This window comes from Streptomyces sp. NPDC020379 (assembly GCF_044387105.1).
Lineage (GTDB): Bacteria > Actinomycetota > Actinomycetes > Streptomycetales > Streptomycetaceae > Streptomyces.
In genome coordinates this window covers 44,644-66,694 of the sequence record NZ_JBIRVR010000031.1, presented here as the reverse complement: position 1 = coordinate 66,694, position 22,051 = coordinate 44,644, and the positions used below count along the sequence as shown (strand labels likewise).

General features: G+C 73.1%; 20 protein-coding genes and 1 pseudogene. 9 read left to right on the top strand and 12 right to left on the bottom strand.

Going from position 1 to position 22,051, the window contains the following annotated elements:
• Nucleotides 1–188 precede the first annotated feature (188 nt).
• The 4 genes and pseudogenes from ACH427_RS29755 to ACH427_RS29740 all read right to left on the bottom strand — a co-directional run bounded on the left by ACH427_RS29755 (nucleotide 189) and on the right by ACH427_RS29740 (nucleotide 2,246).
• The gene (locus ACH427_RS29755; protein WP_398874442.1) at nucleotides 189–488 is read right to left on the bottom strand and encodes a Tn3 family transposase; all 300 of its coding nucleotides are present in this window, start codon (nucleotides 486–488) and stop codon (nucleotides 189–191) included.
• The gene (locus ACH427_RS29750) at nucleotides 404–691 is read right to left on the bottom strand and encodes a Tn3 family transposase (protein WP_398874440.1); all 288 of its coding nucleotides are present in this window, start codon (nucleotides 689–691) and stop codon (nucleotides 404–406) included. The genes ACH427_RS29755 and ACH427_RS29750 overlap by 85 nt, the downstream gene beginning before the upstream one ends.
• A 21-nt stretch (nucleotides 692–712) precedes the next feature.
• Nucleotides 713–1,041: pseudogene (locus ACH427_RS29745) on the bottom strand (Tn3 family transposase); the annotation flags it as partial.
• A gap of 428 nt (nucleotides 1,042–1,469) precedes the next feature.
• A complete protein-coding gene (locus ACH427_RS29740) occupies nucleotides 1,470–2,246 on the bottom strand; it encodes a hypothetical protein (RefSeq protein WP_398874438.1) in 777 nt (258 codons plus the stop codon).
• A 328-nt stretch (nucleotides 2,247–2,574) separates the two neighbouring features.
• On the opposite strand from ACH427_RS29740, the gene ACH427_RS29735 reads away from it, so the two are divergent.
• The gene (locus tag ACH427_RS29735; RefSeq protein WP_398874436.1) at nucleotides 2,575–4,998 is read left to right on the top strand and encodes a SpoIIE family protein phosphatase; all 2,424 of its coding nucleotides are present in this window, start codon (nucleotides 2,575–2,577) and stop codon (nucleotides 4,996–4,998) included.
• Between the two features lie 16 nt (nucleotides 4,999–5,014).
• Here the strand turns inward: ACH427_RS29735 and ACH427_RS29730 are convergent, their stop codons facing one another.
• Together ACH427_RS29730 and ACH427_RS29725 are read right to left on the bottom strand one after the other, a co-directional pair.
• On the bottom strand, nucleotides 5,015–5,617 hold the full coding sequence (locus ACH427_RS29730) for a TetR family transcriptional regulator (RefSeq protein ID WP_398874434.1): 603 nt from the start codon (nucleotides 5,615–5,617) through the stop codon (nucleotides 5,015–5,017).
• A complete protein-coding gene (locus ACH427_RS29725) occupies nucleotides 5,614–7,131 on the bottom strand; it encodes an MFS transporter (RefSeq protein ID WP_398874432.1) in 1,518 nt (505 codons plus the stop codon). The genes ACH427_RS29730 and ACH427_RS29725 overlap by 4 nt, the downstream gene beginning before the upstream one ends.
• 245 nt (nucleotides 7,132–7,376) lie before the next feature.
• On the opposite strand from ACH427_RS29725, the gene ACH427_RS29720 reads away from it, so the two are divergent.
• Together ACH427_RS29720 and ACH427_RS29715 are read left to right on the top strand one after the other, a co-directional pair.
• Complete coding sequence (locus ACH427_RS29720; RefSeq protein WP_398874430.1) at nucleotides 7,377–7,931, top strand: universal stress protein; 555 nt, start codon at nucleotides 7,377–7,379, stop codon at nucleotides 7,929–7,931.
• A gap of 169 nt (nucleotides 7,932–8,100) precedes the next feature.
• Entirely contained in the window at nucleotides 8,101–8,640 is a 540-nt protein-coding gene (locus tag ACH427_RS29715; RefSeq protein WP_398874427.1) for a universal stress protein, read from the top strand.
• Nucleotides 8,641–8,668: 28 nt separating this feature from the next.
• Here the strand turns inward: ACH427_RS29715 and ACH427_RS29710 are convergent, their stop codons facing one another.
• Nucleotides 8,669–9,988 (bottom strand): hypothetical protein, encoded by a 1,320-nt coding sequence (locus ACH427_RS29710; RefSeq protein WP_398874425.1) that lies wholly within the window; start codon nucleotides 9,986–9,988, stop codon nucleotides 8,669–8,671.
• Nucleotides 9,989–10,118: 130 nt separating this feature from the next.
• Here ACH427_RS29710 and ACH427_RS29705 point away from each other — a divergent pair, with 130 nt between their 5' ends.
• A complete protein-coding gene (locus tag ACH427_RS29705; protein WP_398874423.1) occupies nucleotides 10,119–11,030 on the top strand; it encodes a LysR family transcriptional regulator in 912 nt (303 codons plus the stop codon).
• Between the two features lie 75 nt (nucleotides 11,031–11,105).
• Here ACH427_RS29705 and ACH427_RS29700 read toward each other — a convergent pair whose 3' ends face one another.
• The 3 genes from ACH427_RS29700 to ACH427_RS29690 form a co-directional block, all read right to left on the bottom strand.
• Nucleotides 11,106–12,374: a sensor histidine kinase gene (locus ACH427_RS29700; RefSeq protein ID WP_398874421.1), complete on the bottom strand. Its 1,269-nt coding sequence runs from the start codon at nucleotides 12,372–12,374 to the stop codon at nucleotides 11,106–11,108.
• Between the two features lie 180 nt (nucleotides 12,375–12,554).
• On the bottom strand, nucleotides 12,555–13,025 hold the full coding sequence (locus ACH427_RS29695) for a universal stress protein (RefSeq protein ID WP_398874419.1): 471 nt from the start codon (nucleotides 13,023–13,025) through the stop codon (nucleotides 12,555–12,557).
• A 144-nt stretch (nucleotides 13,026–13,169) separates the two neighbouring features.
• Entirely contained in the window at nucleotides 13,170–14,423 is a 1,254-nt protein-coding gene (locus ACH427_RS29690; protein ID WP_398874417.1) for an MFS transporter, read from the bottom strand.
• Nucleotides 14,424–14,825: 402 nt separating this feature from the next.
• On the opposite strand from ACH427_RS29690, the gene ACH427_RS29685 reads away from it, so the two are divergent.
• The 4 genes from ACH427_RS29685 (at nucleotide 14,826) to ACH427_RS29670 (ending at nucleotide 19,173) form a co-directional block, all read left to right on the top strand.
• Complete coding sequence (locus ACH427_RS29685; protein ID WP_398874414.1) at nucleotides 14,826–15,389, top strand: universal stress protein; 564 nt, start codon at nucleotides 14,826–14,828, stop codon at nucleotides 15,387–15,389.
• On the top strand, nucleotides 15,389–16,042 hold the full coding sequence (locus ACH427_RS29680) for a class F sortase (protein WP_398874412.1): 654 nt from the start codon (nucleotides 15,389–15,391) through the stop codon (nucleotides 16,040–16,042). The genes ACH427_RS29685 and ACH427_RS29680 overlap by 1 nt, the downstream gene beginning before the upstream one ends.
• Before the next feature lie 146 nt (nucleotides 16,043–16,188).
• Nucleotides 16,189–16,818: a hypothetical protein gene (locus tag ACH427_RS29675; RefSeq protein ID WP_398874409.1), complete on the top strand. Its 630-nt coding sequence runs from the start codon at nucleotides 16,189–16,191 to the stop codon at nucleotides 16,816–16,818.
• Between the two features lie 132 nt (nucleotides 16,819–16,950).
• The gene (locus ACH427_RS29670) at nucleotides 16,951–19,173 is read left to right on the top strand and encodes an FUSC family protein (RefSeq protein WP_398874407.1); all 2,223 of its coding nucleotides are present in this window, start codon (nucleotides 16,951–16,953) and stop codon (nucleotides 19,171–19,173) included.
• 10 nt (nucleotides 19,174–19,183) lie between these two features.
• On the opposite strand, the gene ACH427_RS29665 is transcribed toward ACH427_RS29670, so the two are convergent.
• Together ACH427_RS29665 and ACH427_RS29660 are read right to left on the bottom strand one after the other, a co-directional pair.
• The gene (locus ACH427_RS29665; protein WP_398874405.1) at nucleotides 19,184–20,371 is read right to left on the bottom strand and encodes a sensor histidine kinase; all 1,188 of its coding nucleotides are present in this window, start codon (nucleotides 20,369–20,371) and stop codon (nucleotides 19,184–19,186) included.
• A gap of 712 nt (nucleotides 20,372–21,083) precedes the next feature.
• Nucleotides 21,084–21,410 carry a TfoX/Sxy family protein gene (locus ACH427_RS29660; RefSeq protein ID WP_398874403.1) on the bottom strand — a complete coding sequence of 109 codons (327 nt, stop codon included), beginning with the start codon at nucleotides 21,408–21,410 and terminating at the stop codon, nucleotides 21,084–21,086.
• Nucleotides 21,411–21,563: 153 nt separating this feature from the next.
• On the opposite strand from ACH427_RS29660, the gene ACH427_RS29655 reads away from it, so the two are divergent.
• Nucleotides 21,564–21,965, top strand: a complete 402-nt coding sequence (locus ACH427_RS29655; protein WP_398874401.1) for a VOC family protein — start codon at nucleotides 21,564–21,566, stop codon at nucleotides 21,963–21,965.
• Nucleotides 21,966–22,051: the final 86 nt, after the last annotated feature.

Here is a 22,051-nt window from a genome sequence, read left to right as displayed (position 1 = left end):
CACCGAGTGGGGCCCCTTCACCAGCCAGCATCTGGGTCTCAAGCGGAGCTCGAACGGCATGTTTCAGTCGTACTCCAGTGCTGGCCCCCTGCCCTGCTCGGCGCCCGGTCACAGCCGATCCGCCATGAGCCTCGCACTCGTGCTACCTGCGCGTTCTTCACAGACTCCCATGGCCCTGAGGAGCACTGTCAGAGGCCATCCTGAGGAAGGTGAAGCGCGCTGTCATACGGGCCGGGCGGGATGTGGAGGGTGACAGTGTCGTCATCGCCGAAGCGCAGCACGTTGTCCCTGCGGTGCGGGCTGAGCGCGGCGATGTCGTCGGGGCTCAGCTCCCAGCCCTGGGCGGCCGTCTGGCGCAGTGTGTCGGTCATGTCGACGATGGTGGAGAAGATGCTGTTGGCCATCAGGTCGAGGAACTTGATGGCCTTCTCCTGAAGTTCGGGGGTCGCGGGGAGCGCAGGTAGCCGTCCCCGCCGAAGTGCAGCCATTTCGTGTACCCGTTGTATGCCTCGGCCTTGTTCGTGGCCCTGGTGATCTGCTCCCGCAGCTGTGGGTCCGACAGGTAGCGGAACAGGACGATCGTCCGGACGGCGTGGCCGACCTCGCGGAAGACCCGGTAGATCTGGTTCTTGCGGGATTGGCCTCCGACTCGTTCGCGAGGAGCGAGCCGATGAGGTAGACGGCTTCCCACACCCCGCAGGGGATGAACCGGGAGAGGAGCGCGACGTAGGTGTCGGAGACGGGGTGGTGGGCGATCCCGCCGTAGCCGCAGTGGCGGATCGAGGTCTCGGCGAGGAGGTTGTCGATGACGGTGTCCATCATGGTGCCGTCCACCGCCGCCACCGACCCCTCACCCCGCGCCGCCGTCAGGTCCAGGACGATGTGGGCGTTGACGACGTCGGCCCCGCATCGGTTGAGGACCGGGATGGTGCAGTGGCGCTGAGCGATCGCGCCGAACTCGTGCGCGGCCACGCTGCCCCGCATGTGGCGCACCGCCTGGGCGGGGCCGAGCCCGGAACCGTAGACGAACGCGGTGGTCACGTAGCGCGACAGGGGCTCCTTCAGCTTCGGCTCGCTGCCCGAGCGCAGGCCGGGCCGCTTCCACTACCAGGTGTTCCCGAACCGCAGACCGAGCAACGGGCGGGCCCGGTAGCGGTTGTTCGGGGCGTTGGGGTTCGGGTTGGGGGCTGCGGCTCGGAACGATCCGCAGCCCCCGGTCATTGGTCCGGTGGTCGTCCACCGCCGTGACCGTCGTGGCGTCTTCGCGGTCCGCAGGGTCCGCGGACGGTTGTCTCTGCTCAACGGTCAAGACCTCCCGTCAGCCGGAGGAGACGGGAGATCAGCGCGGCCGTTAGGCAGCTGGTGCGGCGGCTCCGCGCCAAGGCCCCGGGATCGTCCCGGGAAGGCGCACCGGCCTGGCGATACATCGCATCGGGGCCGAACGCCGAAAAGGCAAGCGGTCGTTGCCGTCAGGCATCGGCCGGCGCCTCGTGCGGGGTGCCGGTGGCGAAGGAGGCGTTCCGCTTCGTCATCGCGCTCCCCGGGTGTGGGGGATGCGCCCGGCTGTGGATGCGGGCCGCGTCCTCGTAGGGCAGGTCCAGCGCGTGGGCCAGCCACTCCGCGGAGCACCCCTCGCAGCCGAGGATCCAAGCCGCGTGCACGCGCCCGTCGTACCGGGCACCGGGCGGGGGCGCCGCCAGGGAGGACTCGGGATCCTGGAGCAGATAGTCGGCCGGGGCACCGCCGAGGGACAGCCGTACGGTGGGCAGCGGCGGGCGGGACCGTACCAGGACTCCCGGCAGGGCATCCGGCTCCGCGGCTCCGGTGGCAGGCGGGGTGTCCGTGGAGCCGTTCAGGGGCCGCAGTACCCGGGCGTCGGGTATCGCCTTGGCGCAGTGCGCGCACATCTCGGCGAGGTGCCACACCCGGCCCGCGCAGGTGTGGGTGATCACTTGGTGGACGGCCCGTTCCTGGCACCCGGGGACGGACCAGGCGTGCCATGAGCAGTTCTCCTCGCCGCAACGGCACTTGGTCGCCGGTGGCACCGGTCCGGCCGCGCGTCCGTGGGAGGCGAGGTGGCCCGCCGCGGCCGTCCGGGCGGCCGCGGGCGACGCCAGCGGGAGCGGTTCGGGCCGGCATCCGGGTTCGCAGCACCGGAGCGTCAGCGGTCCCGGCCGCGGATACCAGTCCGAGGTGATCCGTACGGTCCACAGCCGCCCGGTGTGCTGTCCGGTGTGCTGCGCCATTTCTGCCTCCCGGGGGTCCGGATCCGCTTTTCGCACATGGGTGTTCGTCCCAGGGTGCGGTCTCGGGCCCTGGGGCGGCATCCTCCGGCGAGGGGGTTCACCGGCCGGTCGGCCGGTCCACCGATCGGGGGAGGCGGCACCCGCGCCGCCCTGTGATCCCTCGACCGGACGACGCACCGGGCCGGCTTTCCTCAGCCGGTCGGTGGAGCCAACAGAACCCGATTCAAAGGCTTATGAGGCAATTCGACAGGGAAAAACCGATACATCCCCAAAGACCGAAGGCGGTGCGCCTTCACCGCACCGCCCACCTGGAATGAGATGACCGCCCATGGACGCGCATATCCACACGCTCTCCCGGACGGCGATGGTCCCCGTCGCCGCCGTCGACGCGCGCGGGGCCGTCGCTCTCTGGAGCCCCGCGGCCCGGCACCTGCTCGGCTACACCTCCGGCGAGATCGTCGGGTCCCCCGCCATCCGCCTCCTCACGGCGCCTCTGCCGGAACCGGCCCGGCGCTCGCTGGTGGAAGGCACATCGTGGCGGGGCACCGTGCCGGCCCTCCACCAGGACGGCAGCATCGTGCGCGTCACCGTCGAGACGTGCTCCCGGCCGACCGGGGACGGCTGTGTGAGGTGGGTGCTCTTGGCCGCGCCCACGGCCGGCACCGGGCTGCGCAACGCGATGCGGGCGACCCTGAAGGAGTGGGCGTACGACCAGTCCCCGTTCGCCCTCGCCACCTATGACCACGAGAACCGGCTGATGAGCATTAACGCGCAAATGCTCCGCCGCTCCGGTGATCTCGTGGAGGAGGACATAGTGGGACAGCGCCTCGAGGAAATCCACCCAGGCCCGCCGTTCGACGCGTTCACAGGCATGTTGGACCAGGTACTGCGCACTGGGCATCCGCTTCGCGCGGACGCCTTTTTCCGGTCGCCGGGCGACGCCGGGAAGCGCGCCTGGGCCTGCTTCTTCGATCCGCTCAAGGACCGGACCGGGCACGTACGGGGGGTGTCCGCCGCCACTCTCGACATCACGGAGCAGTACCGCACCCAGCAGCGCCTGTCCCTGGTGAACGACGCCGGGGCCCGCATCGGCACCACGCTGGACATCGCGCGTACCGCCGAGGAGCTGGTGGACGTCACGGCCGGGCGGTTCGCCGACTTCGTCAGCGTCGACCTGCTGGACTCCGTCGTCCGGGGTGAGGAGCCGCGGCCCGGCGGGGTCGACGGCACCGCCCCGCTCCGCCGCGCCGCGGCCCGCGGCGGCAGCCCCCGGCCGCGCGGAACCAGCGGGACGCACTCCTATCTGCCGCACTCCCCGACCGCCCTCGCCCTGGCCTCCGGCAAGCCGTCGCTGCACCACATCGGCGAGCCGGGCTTCAGCGAGTGGGTGCGGGACACCCCGGCTCTCCCCGACGGGGTCCGTGCCCGCGGGGTCCACTCCGTGCTCGCCGTGCCGCTCAACGCCCGCGGCATCGCGCTGGGCCTGGCCCTTTTCGTACGCCAGGGGGACTCCCCGCCGTTCGACGCGGACGACCTCCTGCCCGCCCAGGAGATCGCGGCGAGAGCCGGGGTGTGCATCGACAACGCGCGGAGGTACACACAGGAGCGCGCGGTCGCCGTCACCCTCCAGCGCAGCCTGCTCCCCAGCCGGCTGCCCGATCAGGACGCGGTGGAGGTCACTTCCCGGTATCTGCCCGCCTGCACACAAGCGGGTGTCGGGGGCGACTGGTTCGACGTCATCCCGCTGTCCGGTGCCCGGGTCGCGCTCGTCGTCGGCGACGTCGTCGGCCACGGGCTCCAGGCGTCCGCCGTCATGGGCCGGCTCCGCGCGGCCGTCCGCACCCTCGCCGACCTCGAACTGCCGCCGGACGAGCTCCTCACCCACCTCGACGACCTCGTCATCCAGCTGGCGCAGGACCAGGCGGCCGAGTGCGCCGACGATACGCGGGCCGCGGTGCGGGAGACGGGCGCGACCTGCCTGTACGTGGTCTACGACCCGGTGTCCCGGATGTGCGCCGTCGCCCGTGCCGGGCATCCGGCCCCCGTGCTCGTCTCCCCCGACGGCGTGGCCCGGTATCTGGACATGCCCAGCGGGCCGCCGCTCGGCCTGGGCGGCCTGCCCTTCGAGGCCACGGAGCTGGAGCTGCCGGAAGGCAGCCTCCTCGCCCTCTACACGGACGGACTGGTCGAGGGCGGCGACGACCATGACATCGGCGTCGGCCTGGACAAGCTGAGCGCCGCTCTCTCGGGCCCCGCCGCACCGCTCGAGCGGACATGCGACGCCGTGCTCGGCGCGCTGCTGCCCGGCCGGGCGGAGCGGCACGCGGACGATGTCGCGCTGCTGCTCGCCCGTACCCGTGTCCTGGGCGCCTCGGACGTCGCCGACTGGGAACTGCTCTCCGACCGTGCCGCCGTCGCCGACGCCCGCAAGCGCGCGTCCGGGCAACTGGCCGCCTGGGGGCTGGAGGAGCTGGACTTCACCACCGAGCTGATCGTCAGCGAACTCGTGACCAACGCGATCCGGTACGGCCACGCCCCGATCCGGCTGCGTCTGATCCGCGGCGCCGGCGCGCTGATCTGCGAGGTCTCCGACACCGCCCACACCTCGCCGCGGATGCGGCGGGCCCGGATCCTGGACGAGGGAGGCCGCGGTCTGCTCCTCGTCGCGCAGTTCGCCGAGCGGTGGGGCACCCGGTTCACCCCGGAGGGCAAGACCATCTGGGCGGAGCAGCCGCTGGCCGCCGCCGGGTGAGCACCCGCCGGCGCGCTCACCCGGGAGCGGCCGTGGCGTCGAGCAGATGCCGTACGACGTCGAGCAGTTCGTCCGGGTCGGCCGCCGCGAGTTCGGTGAGCGCCCCGGAGCCGCGGGCGAGGAGGATTCCGGTGAGGGCCGCCACGGCCAGTTCGGCCCGCAGCCGCGGCTGCGGCACGCTGTCGCGGGCGAAGCGCTCGTGCAGCGGGGTGACCAGCCTCGCGTACAGCTGGTCCCGGGAGGCGTCCTGGACCGCGGGGTCGTCGTGGGGCACCAGCGCGGCGCGGACCACCGGGCCGGGGCCCCGGTGCGGCGTCCTGCTCAGCAGGCCGCGCAGCCTGTCCTCGTCGAGGAGGTCGGCGGGCGCGCTTCCGTCGGAGTCGGCCCGCATGACGGCGATGTAGAGCTGTGTCTTGCCGCCGAAGTAGCGGGCGATCAATGCGGCGTCGACACCCGCGCGTTCGCCGATGTCCCGGGTGGTGGTGCGCTCGAATCCCCGCTCGGTGAAGAGCTCCGTCGCCGCGTCGAGCAGCAGCTCGCGGCTGCGGCCGGCATCCCGTCGGCGTACGGGCGGCGCGCCGGTGGTCTTCTCCGGGCGCACCGGCCCCTCCGCCTTCACGGGGTGCTCCGGACGCCCGGCACCTGCCGGGGCGCGGGCGCCCCGCCTTCGGCTGTCGCCGTGTCGCGGCTGCTGTCTTTCACCGTCAGCTCCTCGTCGTCCCTGGTCCGGGTGTCCGTCGCCGCGCCCCGCCGGCGCGGCAGGACGATGGCCACCATCATCGCGGTCATCCAGATCGCGCAGCCGGTCAGGGCGGCGATCAGGTATCCGTCGCCGGACGGCAGGGTGTGCCCGGCGGGGGTGTGCGCCTGGAGCACCGTCGCGCTCAGGGCGCTGCCGGTGGAGTAGCCGACGGCGCGGAGGACCTGGTTGAAGCTGATGGCGCTGCCGGTCTCGCGGGCGGGGACGGAGCCGACGATGAGCCCGGGTATGACGGCGAAGGTGCAGCCGACGCCGAGTCCGGTGATGCCCATGGCGAGGAAGAGCTCCCAGAGGGCGCTGTGGGCGAGGGCGAAGCTCAGCGTCGAGACGAGTGCCACGGCGCAGCCCAGGGGCAGTACGAGCCGGGTGGAGGTGTGCCGCGTGAGCACCGGCGCCACCTTGCCGGCGGCGACGCTGGCGGCCGAGAAGGGCAGGAGGATCAGGCCGGTGACGGCCACCGACGCGCCGAAGCCGTAGCCGGCCGTGGCGGGGGTCTGCGCGAAGCGTGTGACGAGCGACATCAGCAGGTAGATCCCGGTGCCCGCGATCAGGATGGTCACGTCGGCGGTGAGTACGGTCCGGTCCTTGAGGAGCCTGAGGTCCACCAGCGGGTGCGCGGTGCGCAGTTCGTGGACCGTCCACCAGGCCAGCGCGGCGAGCGAGGCCGCGATCAGGCCGAGCAGGCGCGGTGAGGTCCAGCCCCAGGTGCCCCCTTCGCTCAGGACGAGCAGCAGTCCGGCGAGGGCGGCGCCGAACAGCACGGCGCCGAGTACGTCCAGGGGGTGCGGCGTCAGGTGGCGGGTCGGGGGCAGCACGCGTGCGGCGCCCGCCAGGGCGGCGGCGCTGATGACCGCTCCGAACCAGAAGGCGGCGTGGAGGCCGAGGGACTGGGCTATCAGGCCGGTCAGGGGGTAGCCGAGGCCGACCCCGGCCACGGTGGTGATCGACAGCAGGGCGACCGCCGGCCGGGAACGGTCCGGCGGCAGGCAGTCCCGGGCGGTGGCGATGGCCAGCGGTGTGAGGCCGGCCCCCACGCCTTGCAGCGCCCGTCCCGCGATGAGGGATCCGAAGCCGAGCGGCAGGGCGGCCAGCACGCTGCCGATGAGCATGACGGCCGCGGCGCCCAGGATGACCGACCGCCGCCGGGGGCCGTCGCCGAGCCTGCCCATGGTGGGCGTGGCGACGGCGCCGACCAGCAGCGTGATGGTCAGTGACCACTGGGCGTCGGAGAGCGAGACGTGGTCGGCGGCGGCGATCCGCGGTACGAGCGGAGCGCCGAGGCTGCTGATCACCGCCACCGCCATGCCGAGGAAGACGAGGGCGGCCATCAGTGCCTGCGGCCGCCGCAGGGGCGGTTCCGGTTGCGGTCCCATGCCGTACCTCCTGAGTCATCAAGTGATGTCATCAGACGATGACACAGGGGGCGGTTGTCAGCAAGTGATGACAAGGGTGGGCGCGGCACCGCCGCGACCGGCCCACGAGGCCGCCCGCCGGTGTGGGCGGGCGAAACCCCGTTCCACCGAGGGGTCCACCGGCCGGCGGACTCCCCCGCGGGGCCGCCGTTCCTAGGGTTTTAGCCGGTCATCACGGCACATCGAACCCGAAAGGCGGCAGCGTCATGGCGAATCCCACAGGCCGAGTGATCGTCGGAGTGAAGGGAGCACCGGGCAGCCTCCCCGTGCTGCGGCGCGCCCTGGAGGAGGCCCGCCGGTACGGCGCGGAGCTGCACGCCGTGATCGCCTGCCCGGTGCCGGAGAGCACGGTCGCCGGGCCCTGCTGGATGGGCGGGCCCGGGGCGCGGGACGAAGAGCGCAAGACCGCGGCCCGCACCCTGTACCGGGCCTGTGTGACGGCCCTCGGCGACTCCTTCGGCGGCGTCGACTTCACCGCGTTCGTGGCACTCGGCCGGCCGGGCACCGTGCTGGTGGACTACGCCGGCCGGCAGGACGACATCCTGGTGATCGGCACGGGGACGGCGGGCCGCCCGCGCCTGTTCGGCGGTTCGGTGACCCGCGACTGCGTCCGGCACGCCCGGTGCCCGGTCCTGCTGGTGCCGCCCTCCGAACTGGCCCGCGAGTACCGCAAGGGGCTGCGCCGCTGGAACGGCTGGGTCAGGAAGCAGGCCGACGAGATCGCCCGCGCGGCCGTGCGCCAGGACATCAGCCGGCTCTGAACACGGATCCGGGCCGGCGGACGCGGTCGAAGCCGTTCCACCGATCGGCTCCCGCGGTTCCCCCGGGCCCTCGCCCACCGGCCGGATCCCCGTGGACACACACGGTCCGTAGCGTCGGAAGCACGGATACCCACGGCGCCCGAGGGCGCCCGCGAGAAAGGCGAAGGACATGTCGGAGATCGTGCAGCGCGTCATCGTCGGCGTGAACGGCTCGGCGGGCAGCGTGGCGGCCCTCCAGCAGGCCGCGCGGGAGGCCGCCCGCCACGACGCCGTCCTGTGTCCGGTGATCGCCTGGGCACCGCCGGGCGGAGAGGCGGCCGACGCTGTCAACCCCGCTCCCCTGGACGTCCGCGCCTACTGGGAGCGCGCGGCCCGCGACCGGCTGACGGAGACCTGCGACGACGCGCTCGACGCGGACACGCGCCGCGGCCTGAAGATCTACCCCCGGGTCGTCCGCGCCCAGGCCGGTCCGGCGCTGGTGGCGCTCTCCCGCCACGAGAAGGACATGCTCGTGATGGGGGCGGGCAGCCACGGCCCCGTCCACCGCTTCCTCCACGGCTCGGTCAGCCGGCACTGCCTCAAGCACGCCCACTGCCCGGTGCTCGTCGTCCACCCCGAGGAGACGGACGGGGAGGCCGCGCCCGACGGCGGGCCGCACTCCCGTCCCCGCCTCGCCCCGACGGCCGCCCCGGCGCACCCCGAGCGCTGACGGAGGAAGAGCCCGGGCCGGGCTCCGCTCACCGCCCGGTGCCGCCCGCCAGCTTCCTCTCGTACCTCACCTCCGGGAAGGCCCAGCTGTGGTCGATCACCTTGACCCCGAAGACGCGGAGGTCGGCGAAGAACGATCCGTTCAGCTCCAGCCCCGCGTAGAGCCCCCAGTCCGTCTTCACGTCCTTCTTCGAGGGCGCGCCCTCGGCGGACCCGGTGGCCGTGGCCTTCAGATAGGGCATGGCGTCGGCCTCGACGCCGACCGAGCCGTACAGGCCCAGCCGGGCGTGGCTGCCGATGCCCGCCTTGGCGGTGGCCGCGCCCTGGATCCGGGCCGGGGTGCCCTGCGTGGTCGGCTCCGGGCTCGTCAGCGCGGACCAGCCCTTGTTGACGTCGTAGCGGGCGCCGACCTCCAGTCGCCCGTCGGTGCGCTGCTCGGCGTCGACCGTGATCTTCCCGTCGGCCGAGACGTCGTAGAAGTAGTCGACCTTGAGGTTGAGGACGATCGGCACCGGGCCCAGCCAGACGGTCTTGTCGACGTCGACCTCGGCGGCCGGGATGTGCAGCGGCTTGTGGCCGGTGTCGTACGAAGCCGATCCCTCCGCGTGGACCTTGACCCCGGCGCCGTAGTCCGCGGCCACGCCGATCTCCGCTCTGGACGGCGCGTAGCCGTACCAGTGGGCCCGCTCGTAGGAGAACAGCATCTCGGGGCGCAGCTCCATCGACGCGGACAGCGCGGAGGAGTTGCCCTGCGTCGGCTTGACGCCGTCGGGCATGGGCACGTCCACATCGAGCCGGATGCTCTGGCCACCGGCTTGCCCGGCGGTGGCATTCCCACCCTTGGTGAGCGGCTTGACCTTGAGGTCGGCGGCGGTCAGCGGAGTACGGAGGTCGGCCTTGGCGTCGCCGAGCGCGTCGACCAGGTCCGCCGGTGCGGTGTCCACGGTCACCGAGCCGTCGGCGGCCGGCCGGGTGGCCACCACCTTCACCAGGGCGCCGTGGGGTGCCACCGCGGTGGCCGGGCTCGCGATGACGTCCCCGGGACGCAACTGTGCGGCGGACGCTCCGCCGTTGGCCGCCTTGCCGGCGGACAGCACCGCGTGGCCGCCCGCCTCGTCATACCCGGTCAGGCGGCTGTCGCCGAGCGGTACCACGGTGGTGGCACCGTCGGCCCCGCCGCGGACGACGGTCACGGCGCCCTTGTCGGCCGGACCGCCCGTGGCTGTCAGGACCGGCGGGGTCCGGTCCGCCGGGCCGGACCCGGCGGCGGCCGCCGGTATCGCGGACAGCGGCGCGGCGATTCCCGTGACGATGAGCGGTACGAGCAGGTGTCGGGCGGAGAACTTCATGGATTTCCCTCACGGTGAAAGGCCGTATCCGGCCCACGGCCGCACATGGCCGTGCGTTCGCCCGATGACTCAACCCCGGTACGAGAACGAGTTCAAGGAGAATTCGTCCAAGGAGAGATAGGCGCGTTCTATGGAGCCGAATCACGGAGCGGGAAATCTCTCCCTCCGCCAGCTGGAATACGTGGTGACCGTCGCCCGCGAGGGCAGACTGACCCGGGCCGCCGAACGGCTGCACGTGACCGAGCCCACCATCTCCCAGCAATTGCGGGCCCTCGAACGGATCATCGGCACACCGCTTTTGGAGCGGCACCCGGACGGCATCCGCCCGACCGGCCCGGGTGAGGCGTTCCTGCCGTACGCCCGGTCGGCGCTGCGGTGCGCGCACGAGGCCGCCTCGGCGGCACGCGCGGCAGCCGAGGGCGCGAGCCGGGCCCTGCGGGTCGGTACGGTCCGCGCGGGGCTGCCCGCGGAGGTGCTGCCGGGGCTCCGGCAGTGGGTGGCGTCCCGGCCGGGCACATCACTGGCCCTGCGTCCGTTCACCGGCGGCCGATCACTCCAGGAGTCCGTGGCCGCCGGCACGGTGGACCTCGGGGTCGGGCCGCGCCCGGTCGGCTGGACCGGAGAGGTCCACACCCTCTGCACCGAGGAGTACGTGCTCGTGTGCGCTGCGGACGACCCGCTGCGCGAGGGCGAGGCCCATGTGGAAGACCTGGCCGACCGGCAGTGGATCGGCTACGGCGGCGTCGGCCAGAGCCTGGAGGACGTGCTCGCCGACGTCTGCGGCGACCACGGGTTCCGGCCGCGGGTCACGGTGAAGGTGACACAGGCGGAGGCCGCCGTGGCGCCCGCGGCACACGGGGTCGGGCTCGCGCTCGTACCGAAGGACGTGCTCGACGCGGAGCAGCGCCGGTCGGCCGTCCGGCTCGTCCCGCGGCTGCTCCGGGAGATCACGGTGTACACGGCTCCGCACCCGCCCGCCGACGCGGCCGCCTGCGCCGAGGCGCTCGCCGCCGGGACCCGGCCGGCACCCGACACGCCCTGACGCGTGCCTCGCCCGGCCACGAAGCCGACGTCCGCCGACAGCAGATGTGGCACCGTGGCGGTCCGGTGTCCCGTCTCACGCCGATCGGCCGCCCTCACGCGTGCGGGGCAGCCGGATCTCCACCCGTACGCCATCACCCTTCGAGCCGTTCACGATGAACGTCCCTCCCGCGCTCTCCACCCGTACGCGGTGGCTGGCCAGCCCGATGTGGCCCTGGGCGACGCGCACGGCGAGCACGGCGGGGTCGAAGCCGACGCCGTCGTCGCACACGGTCACCACCGTGTCGTCACCGTCGTGCCGTAGGCCGATCCGCACCCGCCGCGCCCGCGCGTGCCGGACGACGTTCGTCAGGGCCTCCCGCGCCGCCGAGTACAGCAGTTGCTCTCGGGGGACGTGCTCCGGGACCGAGAGATCGTAGTCGACCGTGAATCCGCCGCGCTGAGCGGCCCGTTCACCGGCCTGGCGCAGGGCCGCGCCCAGCCCGATGGCGACGAGGATCTGCGGGTGCAGGTCGAGGACGACCTCCCGCAGTTCGGCGACGGTGGCGCGGACGGACGCCTCCGCCCGGTCCAGGGCCGCCGGCCACGTCTCGGGCGCGTCCGCCGCCTCCTCCATGTCCTGGCAGGCGGTGAGGAGAGTCTGCACAGCGCCGTCGTGCAGGGCGTCGGCCAGCTCGGCCCGTTCCCGTTCCTCGGCGGCGAGAGCGTCACCGAGGAGCGCGTCGCGGGTCGTGAGGAGTTGCCTGACCCGTTCGGCACGGCGGGCCAGCAGGCGACCGATCATCGTGCACACGGCGACGAGCCACAGCAGATAGGCCCCTTGGAGCCCGGCGTGCAGATCGGTCCCACCGGGCACGGACAACGGATCGGAGAGCAGGAGCAGTACGTAGACGACCGCGCACAGACCCCCGACGGCGGCGGTGATCCCCGGCCGTTGCCACAGGACGGTGGCCATCGGCAGGAGAAAGTACGCGAAGCGCACCGGGGAGGCGGAACCGCCGGAGAGCGCCGCGAGTCCGCCCAGCACCGCCAGGTCGACCAGGAGGATACCGAGCGCCCGCCGGAGCCCGCCCCGGCTGCCGAGGTGGGCCTCCAGCGCCAGGACGGCGCTCCATGCCGCGTATCCGGCGAGCAGCACGAAGAATGTGGCGCTGTCGTCGCGGGGCCCGGCGGTCAGTCCGGCGATCGTCAGGGGCACCAGCAGCGGGATACGCAACCATGCCGCGTAGCACCGGAGTTGCTGGTCGGCCCCGCCGGTGCGGTCACCCCCGCGCGTGTCGGCGACGCGGCGGCGGGAGAGCAGGGCGCGGACCCCGCACGGGGGCCCGCAGGGGTGAACGCCCATGGGGTACCTCCTCGACTCCTCTGCCGGTGCGGCGCGTTCGCGTCACGCGCCGCGCTGACGCCGCCGCTCCCGCGCGGACAGACGGTGTCCGGTCGACGGTGCGGACCGCGGAGAGGGCGGACCGGGTCCCTGGCACCTCACGAACGTTCAGACGCCGACGACCGGGAGGCGGACGGCCGTTCATACACCGTGGCTCCCGCTCCGGGCGTCCGAGGGGACGACCAGGACGGGGCACGGGGCGTGCGCGAGGCAGAAGCGGGTGACCGGGCCCAGCCGGTTCCGGTGACCGCGCCCGCGCGTGCCCGCGCCGACCACCAACAGGTCCTTGGAGCGGTCCAGCAGTGCGACCAGGGCTCCTCCGGCGGGACCGGGCACCACCAGCGGGCGGACGCGTATTTCCTCGGGACTGACGTCGAGAACGGTCTCGCAGATCTTCTGCAGACGGTCGCGGGCCGCCGCCGCCCAGAGGCCCTTCAGCGTGAGCGAGGACGGGTGGGTGGGGTCCGGCGGCTGCCGGTCGGGCGGGGTCCAGGTGATCACCGGACAGAGGTCGGCTCCCGCGTCCAGCGCCTCTCCGGCGCCTCGCAGCAGGACTTCCGCGCTGTCCGGCCCCCCGTCCACTCCGACGACGACGCGTGTCAATCCGGCCATGGGAGGCTCCTTCCGCTCACGCGGGTCCGGGTCGGACCCGCACTCCCCACGCTAGGAAGACCCGGCTCCCGCCCGGATCAGCCATCCGGTGGAGGAGCCGGACCGGGCCCGCACCCTCCGATCGGCGGCCGCGGGCCGTACGGCTCACGGTCCGGCCGCCGCGCCCCCGCTCAGCGCGGGCTCCCGGACCCGGCGGGGCTCCTCCTGGCGGACCGCCCCCAGCCGGCGCAGACCGCACAGCACGATAAGGACGGCGCAGCCGGCCCAGCCGACGGCCACCACGAACCCGGCATGCGTTCCGAGCCGGTCGACCGCCCACCCGGCCAGCAGGCTCCCGAGAGACATCCCGACGCTGAGGCCGGACAGCAGCCACGTCAGGCCCTCGTTGAGCCGTGCCTCCGGGACCAGCCGCTCCACCAGGCTGTTCGCGGTGATCATGCTGGGTGAGACGAAGACGCCCACCGTCATCAGCACGACGGCGAGTTCGAGCAGTCCATGGACGAACAGCAGCGGCACCGTGCTCAGCGCCAGCGCGCCCACGCCGGCCAGCATCCGCACCTGCAGGCGGGAGGTGAGCCGCAGGGCTCCGGTCACCAGTCCGGCCAGACAGCTGGTGGCGGCGAGGCAGGCGAGGGCGACGGACGCCTCGGCCTTGTGCCCGTGTTCGGCGGCGAAGGCCACGCAGGTGAGGTCGAAGCCGCCGAAGACGCAGCCCAGGGCGACGAAGGCGAGCGTCAGGGTCCGCAGTCCCGGGTTCCTGAGCACCGACGGCCCGCGAGCGGCGGCCCGCTCGGCCGGGGCCGGTTCGGTGCGGCGCTGCGCGGTGACGGCGACCGTTCCGACCAGGGCGAACGCCATCGCGCACAGCACACCCGCCTCGGGCAGCACGGCCGTGGCCAGGGTGAGGGCGAGGATCGGACCGATCACGAAGGTCACTTCGTCGGCCACCGACTCGACGGAGAACGCCGTGTGGAGCCTCGGGCCGCCCCGGTACATCGCGGTCCACCGCGCGCGGAGCATGCCGCCGACGTTGGGTATCGCCCCGGCGGCGATCACACACGGGAAGTCCGCCCACGGCGTGCTGCCCGTACCGCTGCACACCACGAGCCCGGTAAGCCCGAGCAGCGCCACCGCCAGTGCGGGATGCGCGGCGCGGCGCTGGCCATGGCGGTCGATGCACCGGGCCACCATCGGGCCGAGCACCGCGATGGACACCGAGAAGACGGCGCAGACGGCGCCGGCGAGCACATAGTCACCGGTCCGCTGCGAGATCATGCCCACGATGCCCAGGCCGATCATCGCCCGGGGCGCGCGGGCGAGCAGGCCGGCCGCGGCGAGCGGCTTGGCTCCGGGCGTGGCGAAGAGGTCGTGGTACGAGCCGAGCACGGAGAACTCCAAGGAATCGCAGGCATGGTGACGTGGCGTCAGCACATGTGAGGCCCAGGGCGAGGCACTGAGGACGTGCCGCTCGAGCCCGGGCGGCGGCGGGCGCGGCGGCGCCGACGGGTCCGATGACGCCGGCGCCGCTCACCCCATGCTGGCACCGGGGTTCCGGGAGTACCCGGGTCCGGACGGCCGAAGAGACGGACGACGCGCGGCCCACCGATCGGAGGAGGCGGACGTGGTCCGCCCGGCCGTGAAGGGGGTCACCGGCCGACCGGTGGAAGGAGCGTCCACCGCCGGGTGGACCGACCGAGGGATCAGCCGCGGACAGCCGCACGCCTAGCGTGGAAGACGTCGAACTCACCCGCTGCGGCGGGACCGTGCGGATCGGCACGGGCTCGGAAAGGAGAAGGAAAAATGCTGAACTCGGTACGGCGTGTCGTGGTCGGGGTCGACGGCTCGGCGGGAAGCATCGCCGCACTGCGGCAGGCCACGGGCGAAGCCCGCCGCCACCACGCCGAACTGCGCCCGGTCCTCGTCTACTCCTCTCCCCAGGGCGACTACATCGACATGATGTGGCCCCCGGACCCGGAGACGGCACGGGAACTGGCGCACAAGGCACACGACGACCTGATGGGCGCCTGCGAGCGCGCGGGCGGCCTCCCGGACGACGTGTCCTGCGACCCGGTGGTGGCCCGCGGACAGGCCGGCCCGCTGCTGGTGGAGGCCGCGACCGGCGACGGCGACCTGCTCGTGGTGGGCAGCAGCTCACACCACGCGGTCCACCGCTTCCTCATGGGCTCGGTGAGCCGCTACTGCCTGCGCCACGCTCCCGGGCCCGTGCTCGTCATACCGCCCGAGGACCCGGCCGCGCACGGCCCGGAGCAGACCGCGGACGCCGCCGAAGCGCCGGATGACGCGGCAGCCCGGCTGAAGCAGGTCCGGTCCGACCGCGCCCCGCGCAGCGTTCACCATCTGTGATGCGTACGTGGCGTCCGCGGCCGCCGCGGAGCGTGTGGGGCTGGAGCTGCCTGGCCCTCTTCCTGATCGGGGTCGGGCTGGTCCTGCTCGGCATGTGCGTGACGTCCTCCCCCTCCCCCTCTCCCCCCGGCCCCGGATCCTCGGCCTCGGCACCTTCCTCGCCCGGCCCGGCCGCGGCGCCCATGGGCCGCTCCGAGCCGGTGCGGCTGGCCATCCCCTCGCTCGGTGTCTCGGCGCCGGTCGTCCCGCTCGGCCTGGAGGCGGACGGCACCGTCGAGGTGCCGCCGATCGAGCGCGACGCCCCGGCCGGCTGGTACGACGGGTCGCCGACGCCCGGTGAGGCCGGCTCGTCGGTCATCCTCGGCCATTCCACCGTCGGCCAGTTCGGCAAAGGCGTGCTCTTCGCCGCCGGCCGCCTGGAGCCCGGCGCCCGCGTCGACGTGACCCGGGCAGATGGCAGCACGGCGGAGTTCACGGTGCGCGAGGTGCGCGAATACGCCAAGGCCGACTTCCCGGCCGACAAGGTCTACCAGGGCTCCGGAGCGCCGGAGCTGCGCCTGGTCACGTGTGGCGGCCCGCGCGACGCGGACCACGGCTACCGCGACAACATCGTCGTGTACACGGTCCTCACCGGTCACCGGGCCACCCGGTGACGGCGGACCACCGGTCGGGGGACAGCACGACACCTCGCCCGTCCTCCACCCGCCCGACATCGCCGCCGCACCTCCTCGACCAGGATGGGAGCGGAACAACAACTTCCCGACAGATCCCCGAAGTCGAACGAAGGATGTCGATCCCCATGCGCAACACTCTCCTCGTCGCCGGCCCCGCGCTCGTCCTGTGCGGCGCCGTGGCCGCGGGACCCGCCGCTTTCGCCGCCGCGCCCGACCCGGGCGGCCACCCCTCCCCCACACACAGCGCCGGCCCGGGACCCATCGTGGGCGCCGCCCGCATCAGCGTGAGCCCCAGTGAGGCGCGCACCGGGCAGACCGTGCAGCTCAGCGGCGCCTGCGCACCCTACCCGGGGGCGACCGTGCAGTCGGTCAGCTCGCAGGCGGGCACGGTGACACTGACCGACCGCAGCCCCCAGCACATCCGGGGTCAACTGCACATCACCGCGGGCGCGGGCACGTACCAGGTGAACCTGGTGTGCAGCAACGGCAAGGCGGCCGCAACGCTCAAGGTGGACGGCGCGCCGGCGCACCATCACCACCGCGGCGGCTCCTCGGCCGGCACCGGATCCCCCGCCACCCCGTCCTCCCACCACCAGGGCACGGTCCCGAAGGGAGCGCCCCGCACCGGTGAGTCCGGCGCGAGCAGCGTGAACGAGGACGTGGCCCTCGCGGGTATCGGCGCGGCCGGTGCCGCCGCCATGGCAGGCGCGATCCTCGTGACCGCCCGCCGTAACCGCGAGCACGACAACGGGTGAGCCCCCGTGTGAACGACGCTCACCCAGCCCCGCGCGGCACGCCCCGCGGGGCTTCGTGCTGCCTGGGTCCGGTTGCGACCACCCATGCTTCACTTAGGGTGATCCAGTGATCACCTTTCGGCCCTGCGAGGCGTGCCCTCCTCCCTGGATCCCGTGATGACGGCCGCCGGCTCGCTGAGCTGGCTGCTGCGGCAGCCCGACGGCGCGCAATACCTGCGGCGCGCGCTCTGGGGCGCCCTGTCAGGGCTCGGGGCCTTCTACACGCTGCGGTACGGACTCGGACAGCCGGACATGGCGCTGTACTCCCTGTTCGGCGCCCTCCCTCTGTCCTTGTTCTCACAGATCCCGGGCACCGCCCGGGAGCGCACCCGCACGCTCCTCGCGGTACTGCCGGTGGGCCTGGTCCTCGTCACGGCCGGAACCCTGCTCGCCGCACGCTCCTGGAGCGCCGCCTGCGGCATGTTCGTCGTGGCCTTCACGACCTCCTACCTCGGTGCCGGCGGCCCGGGCCTGGGCGGCCTGGCCACCTCCTTCCAGCTCTACTACCTGCTCCCCTGCTTCCCGCCCTACGCCCCCGAGACGCTCGGCCACCGGCTGACCGGACTGGCCACCGGAATCCTCCTCAGCGCCCTCGTCAACCGGCTGCTGTGGGCGGGCCCGGAACCGGCCCCCTACCGGCTCCTCCTCGCCGACGCGGTGGAGGCGATGGCCGACTACTGCGCCGCGGTGGGACGCCTCACCGCCGGAGAAGCCGCCGACACCTCGCACGTCCAGGAGCAGGTGGCGCGAACCATGCTCGCGACCCGGATGTCCCATGTGGCGCCACCCGAACGGCCCACCGCGGCGTCGCTGCGCGACCGCGCCCTCTTCGACACCCACTCCGCCCTGCGGCACGTCGGCAGCCAGCTGGACCGACTGGCCGCCCGGGCCCACATCCCCGATCCCGCCACCGCCCGGCTGCTGGACCGGACAGCGACAGCTCTGCGGCAGGCCGCACACACCCTGCGCACACAGGACCCGGCACCCGCCTCGGCCGACGCCCTGACCCGGGCACTGGACGGCTTCACCGCCGAGCGCACCCGGCTCGCCTCCGGCGCTTCGCCCCGGCAGCTGCGGCAGCACGCCATCACCTTCGGCACGGCCGAAGCCACCCAACTGATCACCGAAGGCACCCGGATCGCCTTCGGCGCGCCGCTCGACCACCGGTGGCGCCGCCCCGGCGGACCATTCGCGTACGCGATGATGAACCCTCCCGCCCGCTGGTGGCGCCGCCTGCGGCTCCACCTGACACCGCGCTCGGTGCTCCTGCAGAACGCCCTGCGCAGCGCCGTCGCCCTGGCCGCCGCCCGGCTGATCGTCGGCACCCTCGACCTGCCGCACGGTTTCTGGGCACTGCTCGCGACCCTGAGCCTGCTGCGCACCTCCGCCTCGGACACGCGGGGCGCGCTCCTGCCCGCCTTCCTCGGCACGGCGGCGGGCGCGGCGGTCGCGGCGGTGCTGGTCATGGCGGTCGGCGATGTTCCCGCCGTCTACATCGCGGTGGCCCCCGTGGTCTTCGTCGTCGGCTTCAGCGCGGGCCCCGTGCTCGGGCCCCCGTGGGTGCAGGGCGCGCTCACCATCACCCTCGTCGTGGTCTTCGCCCAGATCGAACCACCGGACCTGCAGATCCCCACCTGGCGGTTCCTGGACGTCGTGATCGGAGGTTCCCTCGGCGCGGCCGCGAGCCTGCTCGCCTGGCCCCGGGGTGCCCAGGGCGAACTGCGGCGCTCGGTCGCCGATTTCATGGACGCCGGCGCGCAGGCCGTCAAGGCCGTGACCGACCGGCTGGGCCACCGCGGCGACAGCGGAACCGCTGTGCTCGCCCCGACCCGGCGCCGGATGTGGCTGGCCCAGGCGGCCTACGCCCAGCACCGCACCGAGAAGGCCTCCCCGCGGACGCCCGAGCCGCCTTGGGAACTGGCGATGGCACCGGGCTACAGCACGCTCGGCGGCGGCGAACTCCTGCTCTCCGCCTACAGCCACGACACCACTCCCCTGCCCCCTGAGGCCGCGGCCCGACTGACCCTCCTGGCCGGGCACGTGGCGGACCAGTACCGGCGTTCCGCCGAGGCCCTCCGCCGTGCCGAAGCGCCTGATCCCGGGAATCCCGGACCCTGCCAAGCCGAGGAATCAGGGCCGTTGAGCGCCACCGCCCGGCTCACCACGGACACCCCGGCGTCCGCCGTGCTGCTCGTCGCCGACCTCGAAGCCTGGCTCACCGGCATCAGTTATGAAACGTCCGGGTTCGACCAGGCGTTCAGCGGCGGCCGTACGCGGGGAGCCACGGGTCGACCGGAGGGTCCCGCGCCCCCGTGACGGCGCGCTGTCACGGGGGCTCGGGGGCGTACGGCAGCCGTACCTCCACCGTGGTCGAGCGGCCCGGCGCGCTGTCCACCGAGAAACGGCCTCCGGCGCTCTCGACCCGTACGTAGTGGCTGGCCAGACCGATGTGTCCGGCGCGCAGCCGTTGCTGGATGACCTCCTTGTCGAAGCCCTTGCCGTCGTCGCACACGATCAGCACGGTGTCGCCCTCCTCACGCGCCAGGGACACCCAGACGTTCTTCGCCCCGGCGTGCTTGACCACGTTGTTCAGGAGCTCCCGCGCGGTCGAGTAGAGCAGCGCCTCACCGGGCACGCGTCCGGTCAGCCGCAGGTCGTAGTGGACGGTGAAGCCGCCCCGGCGGGCGAGGCGCGCGCCGACGGCCTCCAGCGCGGCCGCGAGCCCCGCCGCCTGGAGCACCTGGGGGTGGAGGTCGAAGGTGACCTCCCGGATCTCCCGCACCGTCCTGCGCACCTCGTTCTCGGCCCGGGTCAGAGCGGGCCCCGCGGTGCCCTCACCGACGTCCTCCAGGTCGTGCAGGGCGGCGAGGAGGTTCTGGATCGCGCTGTCGTGCAGGGCTTCGGCGAGCTCCGCCCGCTCCCGGCCCTCGGCGGCCAGGGCGTCGCGCAGGAGGAGCTCGCGGTTGTCCAGCAGGGCGGAGACCCGCTCGCTGCGTCTCCGCAACAGGTCGGCGATCAGGACGCAGGTCCCCACGTCCCACAGGAGGAACGCCACGTCGGCCACGACCTGCCAGAACCGGGGGGTGAGGTCGCCGTGAAGGTAGCCGAAGGAGTTGGCCGTGTAGGCGATGACGCAGAGGCCGCCCAGCGTCGCGGTCACCTTCGGCAGCTGCCAGAGGATGCTGGTCATCGGCAGCACGTAGAAGACATAGCGGGCCTGTGAGTCCGCTCCTCCCGAGAACACCGACAGCACGGCGACGGCCACCACGTCGACGACCGCGGCCATCATCGCGCCGTGCGCCCCGCCGAGCGCGTGCCGGTGGACGCTGACCAGGCGCGCCGCGGCCCAGGCCGCGTAGAGCGCGAGCACGGCGTAGTACTGGTGACCGGCGACCGGCGACTGGATACCGGTCAGCACCAGCAGGATCATCATCGGCAGCCGGAGCCAGGCCGCGAAGCGCGTCGTCAGCTCGGCCACGCCGCCCATCTGCTGCTCACGCCAGCGAGTCGCCATCGTGCACCGTCCGAACAAGCCTGCACGGAATCTGCCAAGGATTACAGAACGGATCAAACAGACCCTATCCGACCTTTCCGCCCGCCACCCGGGGGAGCCCCCGGGCCCGGTGACCACGGAGCCGGGCGGCTCGACGGCGCCCGCGGCGCGCGGCGGCGCGGCGCCGAAACGGTGCACAACCAGCGGCTTCGGCCAGCCTCGCCGGTGCAGGCGTCGGAGAGGCGTCGCTGAGCGAAGCGGGCGTGAAGCGCAAGGACAGGCTCCCGCACCGCCACCCCTCAGGTGCGCCACCAGGGCCGGCTCGCGCCCGGATGCACGGCCACGACGCCCGACGGCAAGAAGGCGCGCCTCGCCGGATCGGTCACCGACACCGACGACGAGGGCAGGGGCAGAGGCGATTTCACCGGGACCGTCGACGGGCACGAAGTCCTCCGCACCCACCGCCTCGGACCCTGCCCCGAGCACTCGCGGCGAACCGTACACGGCGCCGCGGTTCAACGGTCGAGAGCGCGCGCATCCGTCCCCGGGGAGGGGCGCGCAGACGCAGGTGAGGGCATACGAGAGAGGCTTCGCACCACCGGCCACCGTCAACAACAGCCGCCCACCATTGACCAATTCCGGAGCCACACGGACAGATCGCGCCCTGGTTGGACGAACCAGCCTGCCCGTTACAGACCGTCATCGATCAAACGAATGGCGCAGCTTCTGCATATCACTTCGGCGGAAGCGCGGTGGCGGCCTTGCGGCCCAGGTGCAGCCAGTCGTCCAGGACGTCGTCGTCGAGGACCTCTCCCGCCACCAGGATCCAGCCCTTCGAGACACGGCCGCGGAATTCGTAGGGGCGTGCGCCGGGCTCGGTGAGGGCCTGTGGGGTGTCGTCCGCGGTGACGCGCACCAGCAGGTCGTCGCCGACCACGCCGACCGCCGTGTTGCCCCGCACGGTGAAGACGAGCCCGCCGAACATCTTCTTCGCGACGACCGCGTCGGTCTCCTCCAGCAGCTCCCGGACCCGTTCCGCCAGCACCTCGTCATACGCCATGGCCCTCACGCTACCCACGCGTCACGACACCCGCCCGCGCAACCCCCACCACGAGCCGTATAGGACATTCCTCGCCCTACATGCCCGTTACGGTCGGTTTCAGAGGGCGGAAACCGCCCCAGCCGACCCCCACCCCATCTGAGGAGAAGAGCCATGGCCGACACACACGCCGACAACAGTGCCCTGACCGGCAAGGTCCTGTCGCACGCGATCTGGGCCGAGGACGGAGGCGAGCTCGCGGAGTTCTACGCCGCCGCCCTCGGCGCGCAGGTTTCCGAGCCGTATCGCGACGAGGACGGCAACCCTGCGGCCTTCCCCGTCTGGGTCGGCGACATGATGTACGTCTTCTGGTCCGCCGCGACGTTCAAGGCCCCCACCTGGCCCCAGGACGAACTCCCCTTCCACATGGACATCAGGTTCGACGACGTCGAGGCAGCCGAGAAGCAGCTCCTGGAACTGGGCGCCACCAAGCCCGCCCACCAGCCGGGCGGGGACCACTGGACCGTCCTGCTCGACCCCTCCGGCCAGCCCTTCTGCATCAGCGGCACCCACTGACACAGCCACCAGCCGCTCGCAGCGGCTGCTTTCACCAAGACGGCGGTCCCCGGAGTGCACGCCCGCCCCAACCGGCGGAGAAAGAA

Excerpts from the sequence above, each read along its gene's own strand:
- ACH427_RS29755 (WP_398874442.1), bottom strand. The coding sequence starts at position 488 with ATGGCTGCACTTCGGCGGGGACGGCTACCTGCGCTCCCCGCGACCCCC.
- ACH427_RS29740 (WP_398874438.1), bottom strand. The coding sequence starts at position 2,246 with ATGGCGCAGCACACCGGACAGCACACCGGGCGGCTGTGGACCGTACGG.
- ACH427_RS29735 (WP_398874436.1), top strand. The coding sequence starts at position 2,575 with ATGGACGCGCATATCCACACGCTCTCCCGGACGGCGATGGTCCCCGTC.
- ACH427_RS29725 (WP_398874432.1), bottom strand. The coding sequence starts at position 7,131 with ATGGGACCGCAACCGGAACCGCCCCTGCGGCGGCCGCAGGCACTGATG.
- ACH427_RS29720 (WP_398874430.1), top strand. The coding sequence starts at position 7,377 with ATGGCGAATCCCACAGGCCGAGTGATCGTCGGAGTGAAGGGAGCACCG.
- ACH427_RS29715 (WP_398874427.1), top strand. The coding sequence starts at position 8,101 with ATGTCGGAGATCGTGCAGCGCGTCATCGTCGGCGTGAACGGCTCGGCG.
- ACH427_RS29710 (WP_398874425.1), bottom strand. The coding sequence starts at position 9,988 with ATGAAGTTCTCCGCCCGACACCTGCTCGTACCGCTCATCGTCACGGGA.
- ACH427_RS29705 (WP_398874423.1), top strand. The coding sequence starts at position 10,119 with ATGGAGCCGAATCACGGAGCGGGAAATCTCTCCCTCCGCCAGCTGGAA.
- ACH427_RS29700 (WP_398874421.1), bottom strand. The coding sequence starts at position 12,374 with ATGGGCGTTCACCCCTGCGGGCCCCCGTGCGGGGTCCGCGCCCTGCTC.
- ACH427_RS29695 (WP_398874419.1), bottom strand. The coding sequence starts at position 13,025 with ATGGCCGGATTGACACGCGTCGTCGTCGGAGTGGACGGGGGGCCGGAC.
- ACH427_RS29685 (WP_398874414.1), top strand. The coding sequence starts at position 14,826 with ATGCTGAACTCGGTACGGCGTGTCGTGGTCGGGGTCGACGGCTCGGCG.
- ACH427_RS29680 (WP_398874412.1), top strand. The coding sequence starts at position 15,389 with ATGCGTACGTGGCGTCCGCGGCCGCCGCGGAGCGTGTGGGGCTGGAGC.
- ACH427_RS29675 (WP_398874409.1), top strand. The coding sequence starts at position 16,189 with ATGCGCAACACTCTCCTCGTCGCCGGCCCCGCGCTCGTCCTGTGCGGC.
- ACH427_RS29665 (WP_398874405.1), bottom strand. The coding sequence starts at position 20,371 with ATGGCGACTCGCTGGCGTGAGCAGCAGATGGGCGGCGTGGCCGAGCTG.
- ACH427_RS29660 (WP_398874403.1), bottom strand. The coding sequence starts at position 21,410 with ATGGCGTATGACGAGGTGCTGGCGGAACGGGTCCGGGAGCTGCTGGAG.
- ACH427_RS29655 (WP_398874401.1), top strand. The coding sequence starts at position 21,564 with ATGGCCGACACACACGCCGACAACAGTGCCCTGACCGGCAAGGTCCTG.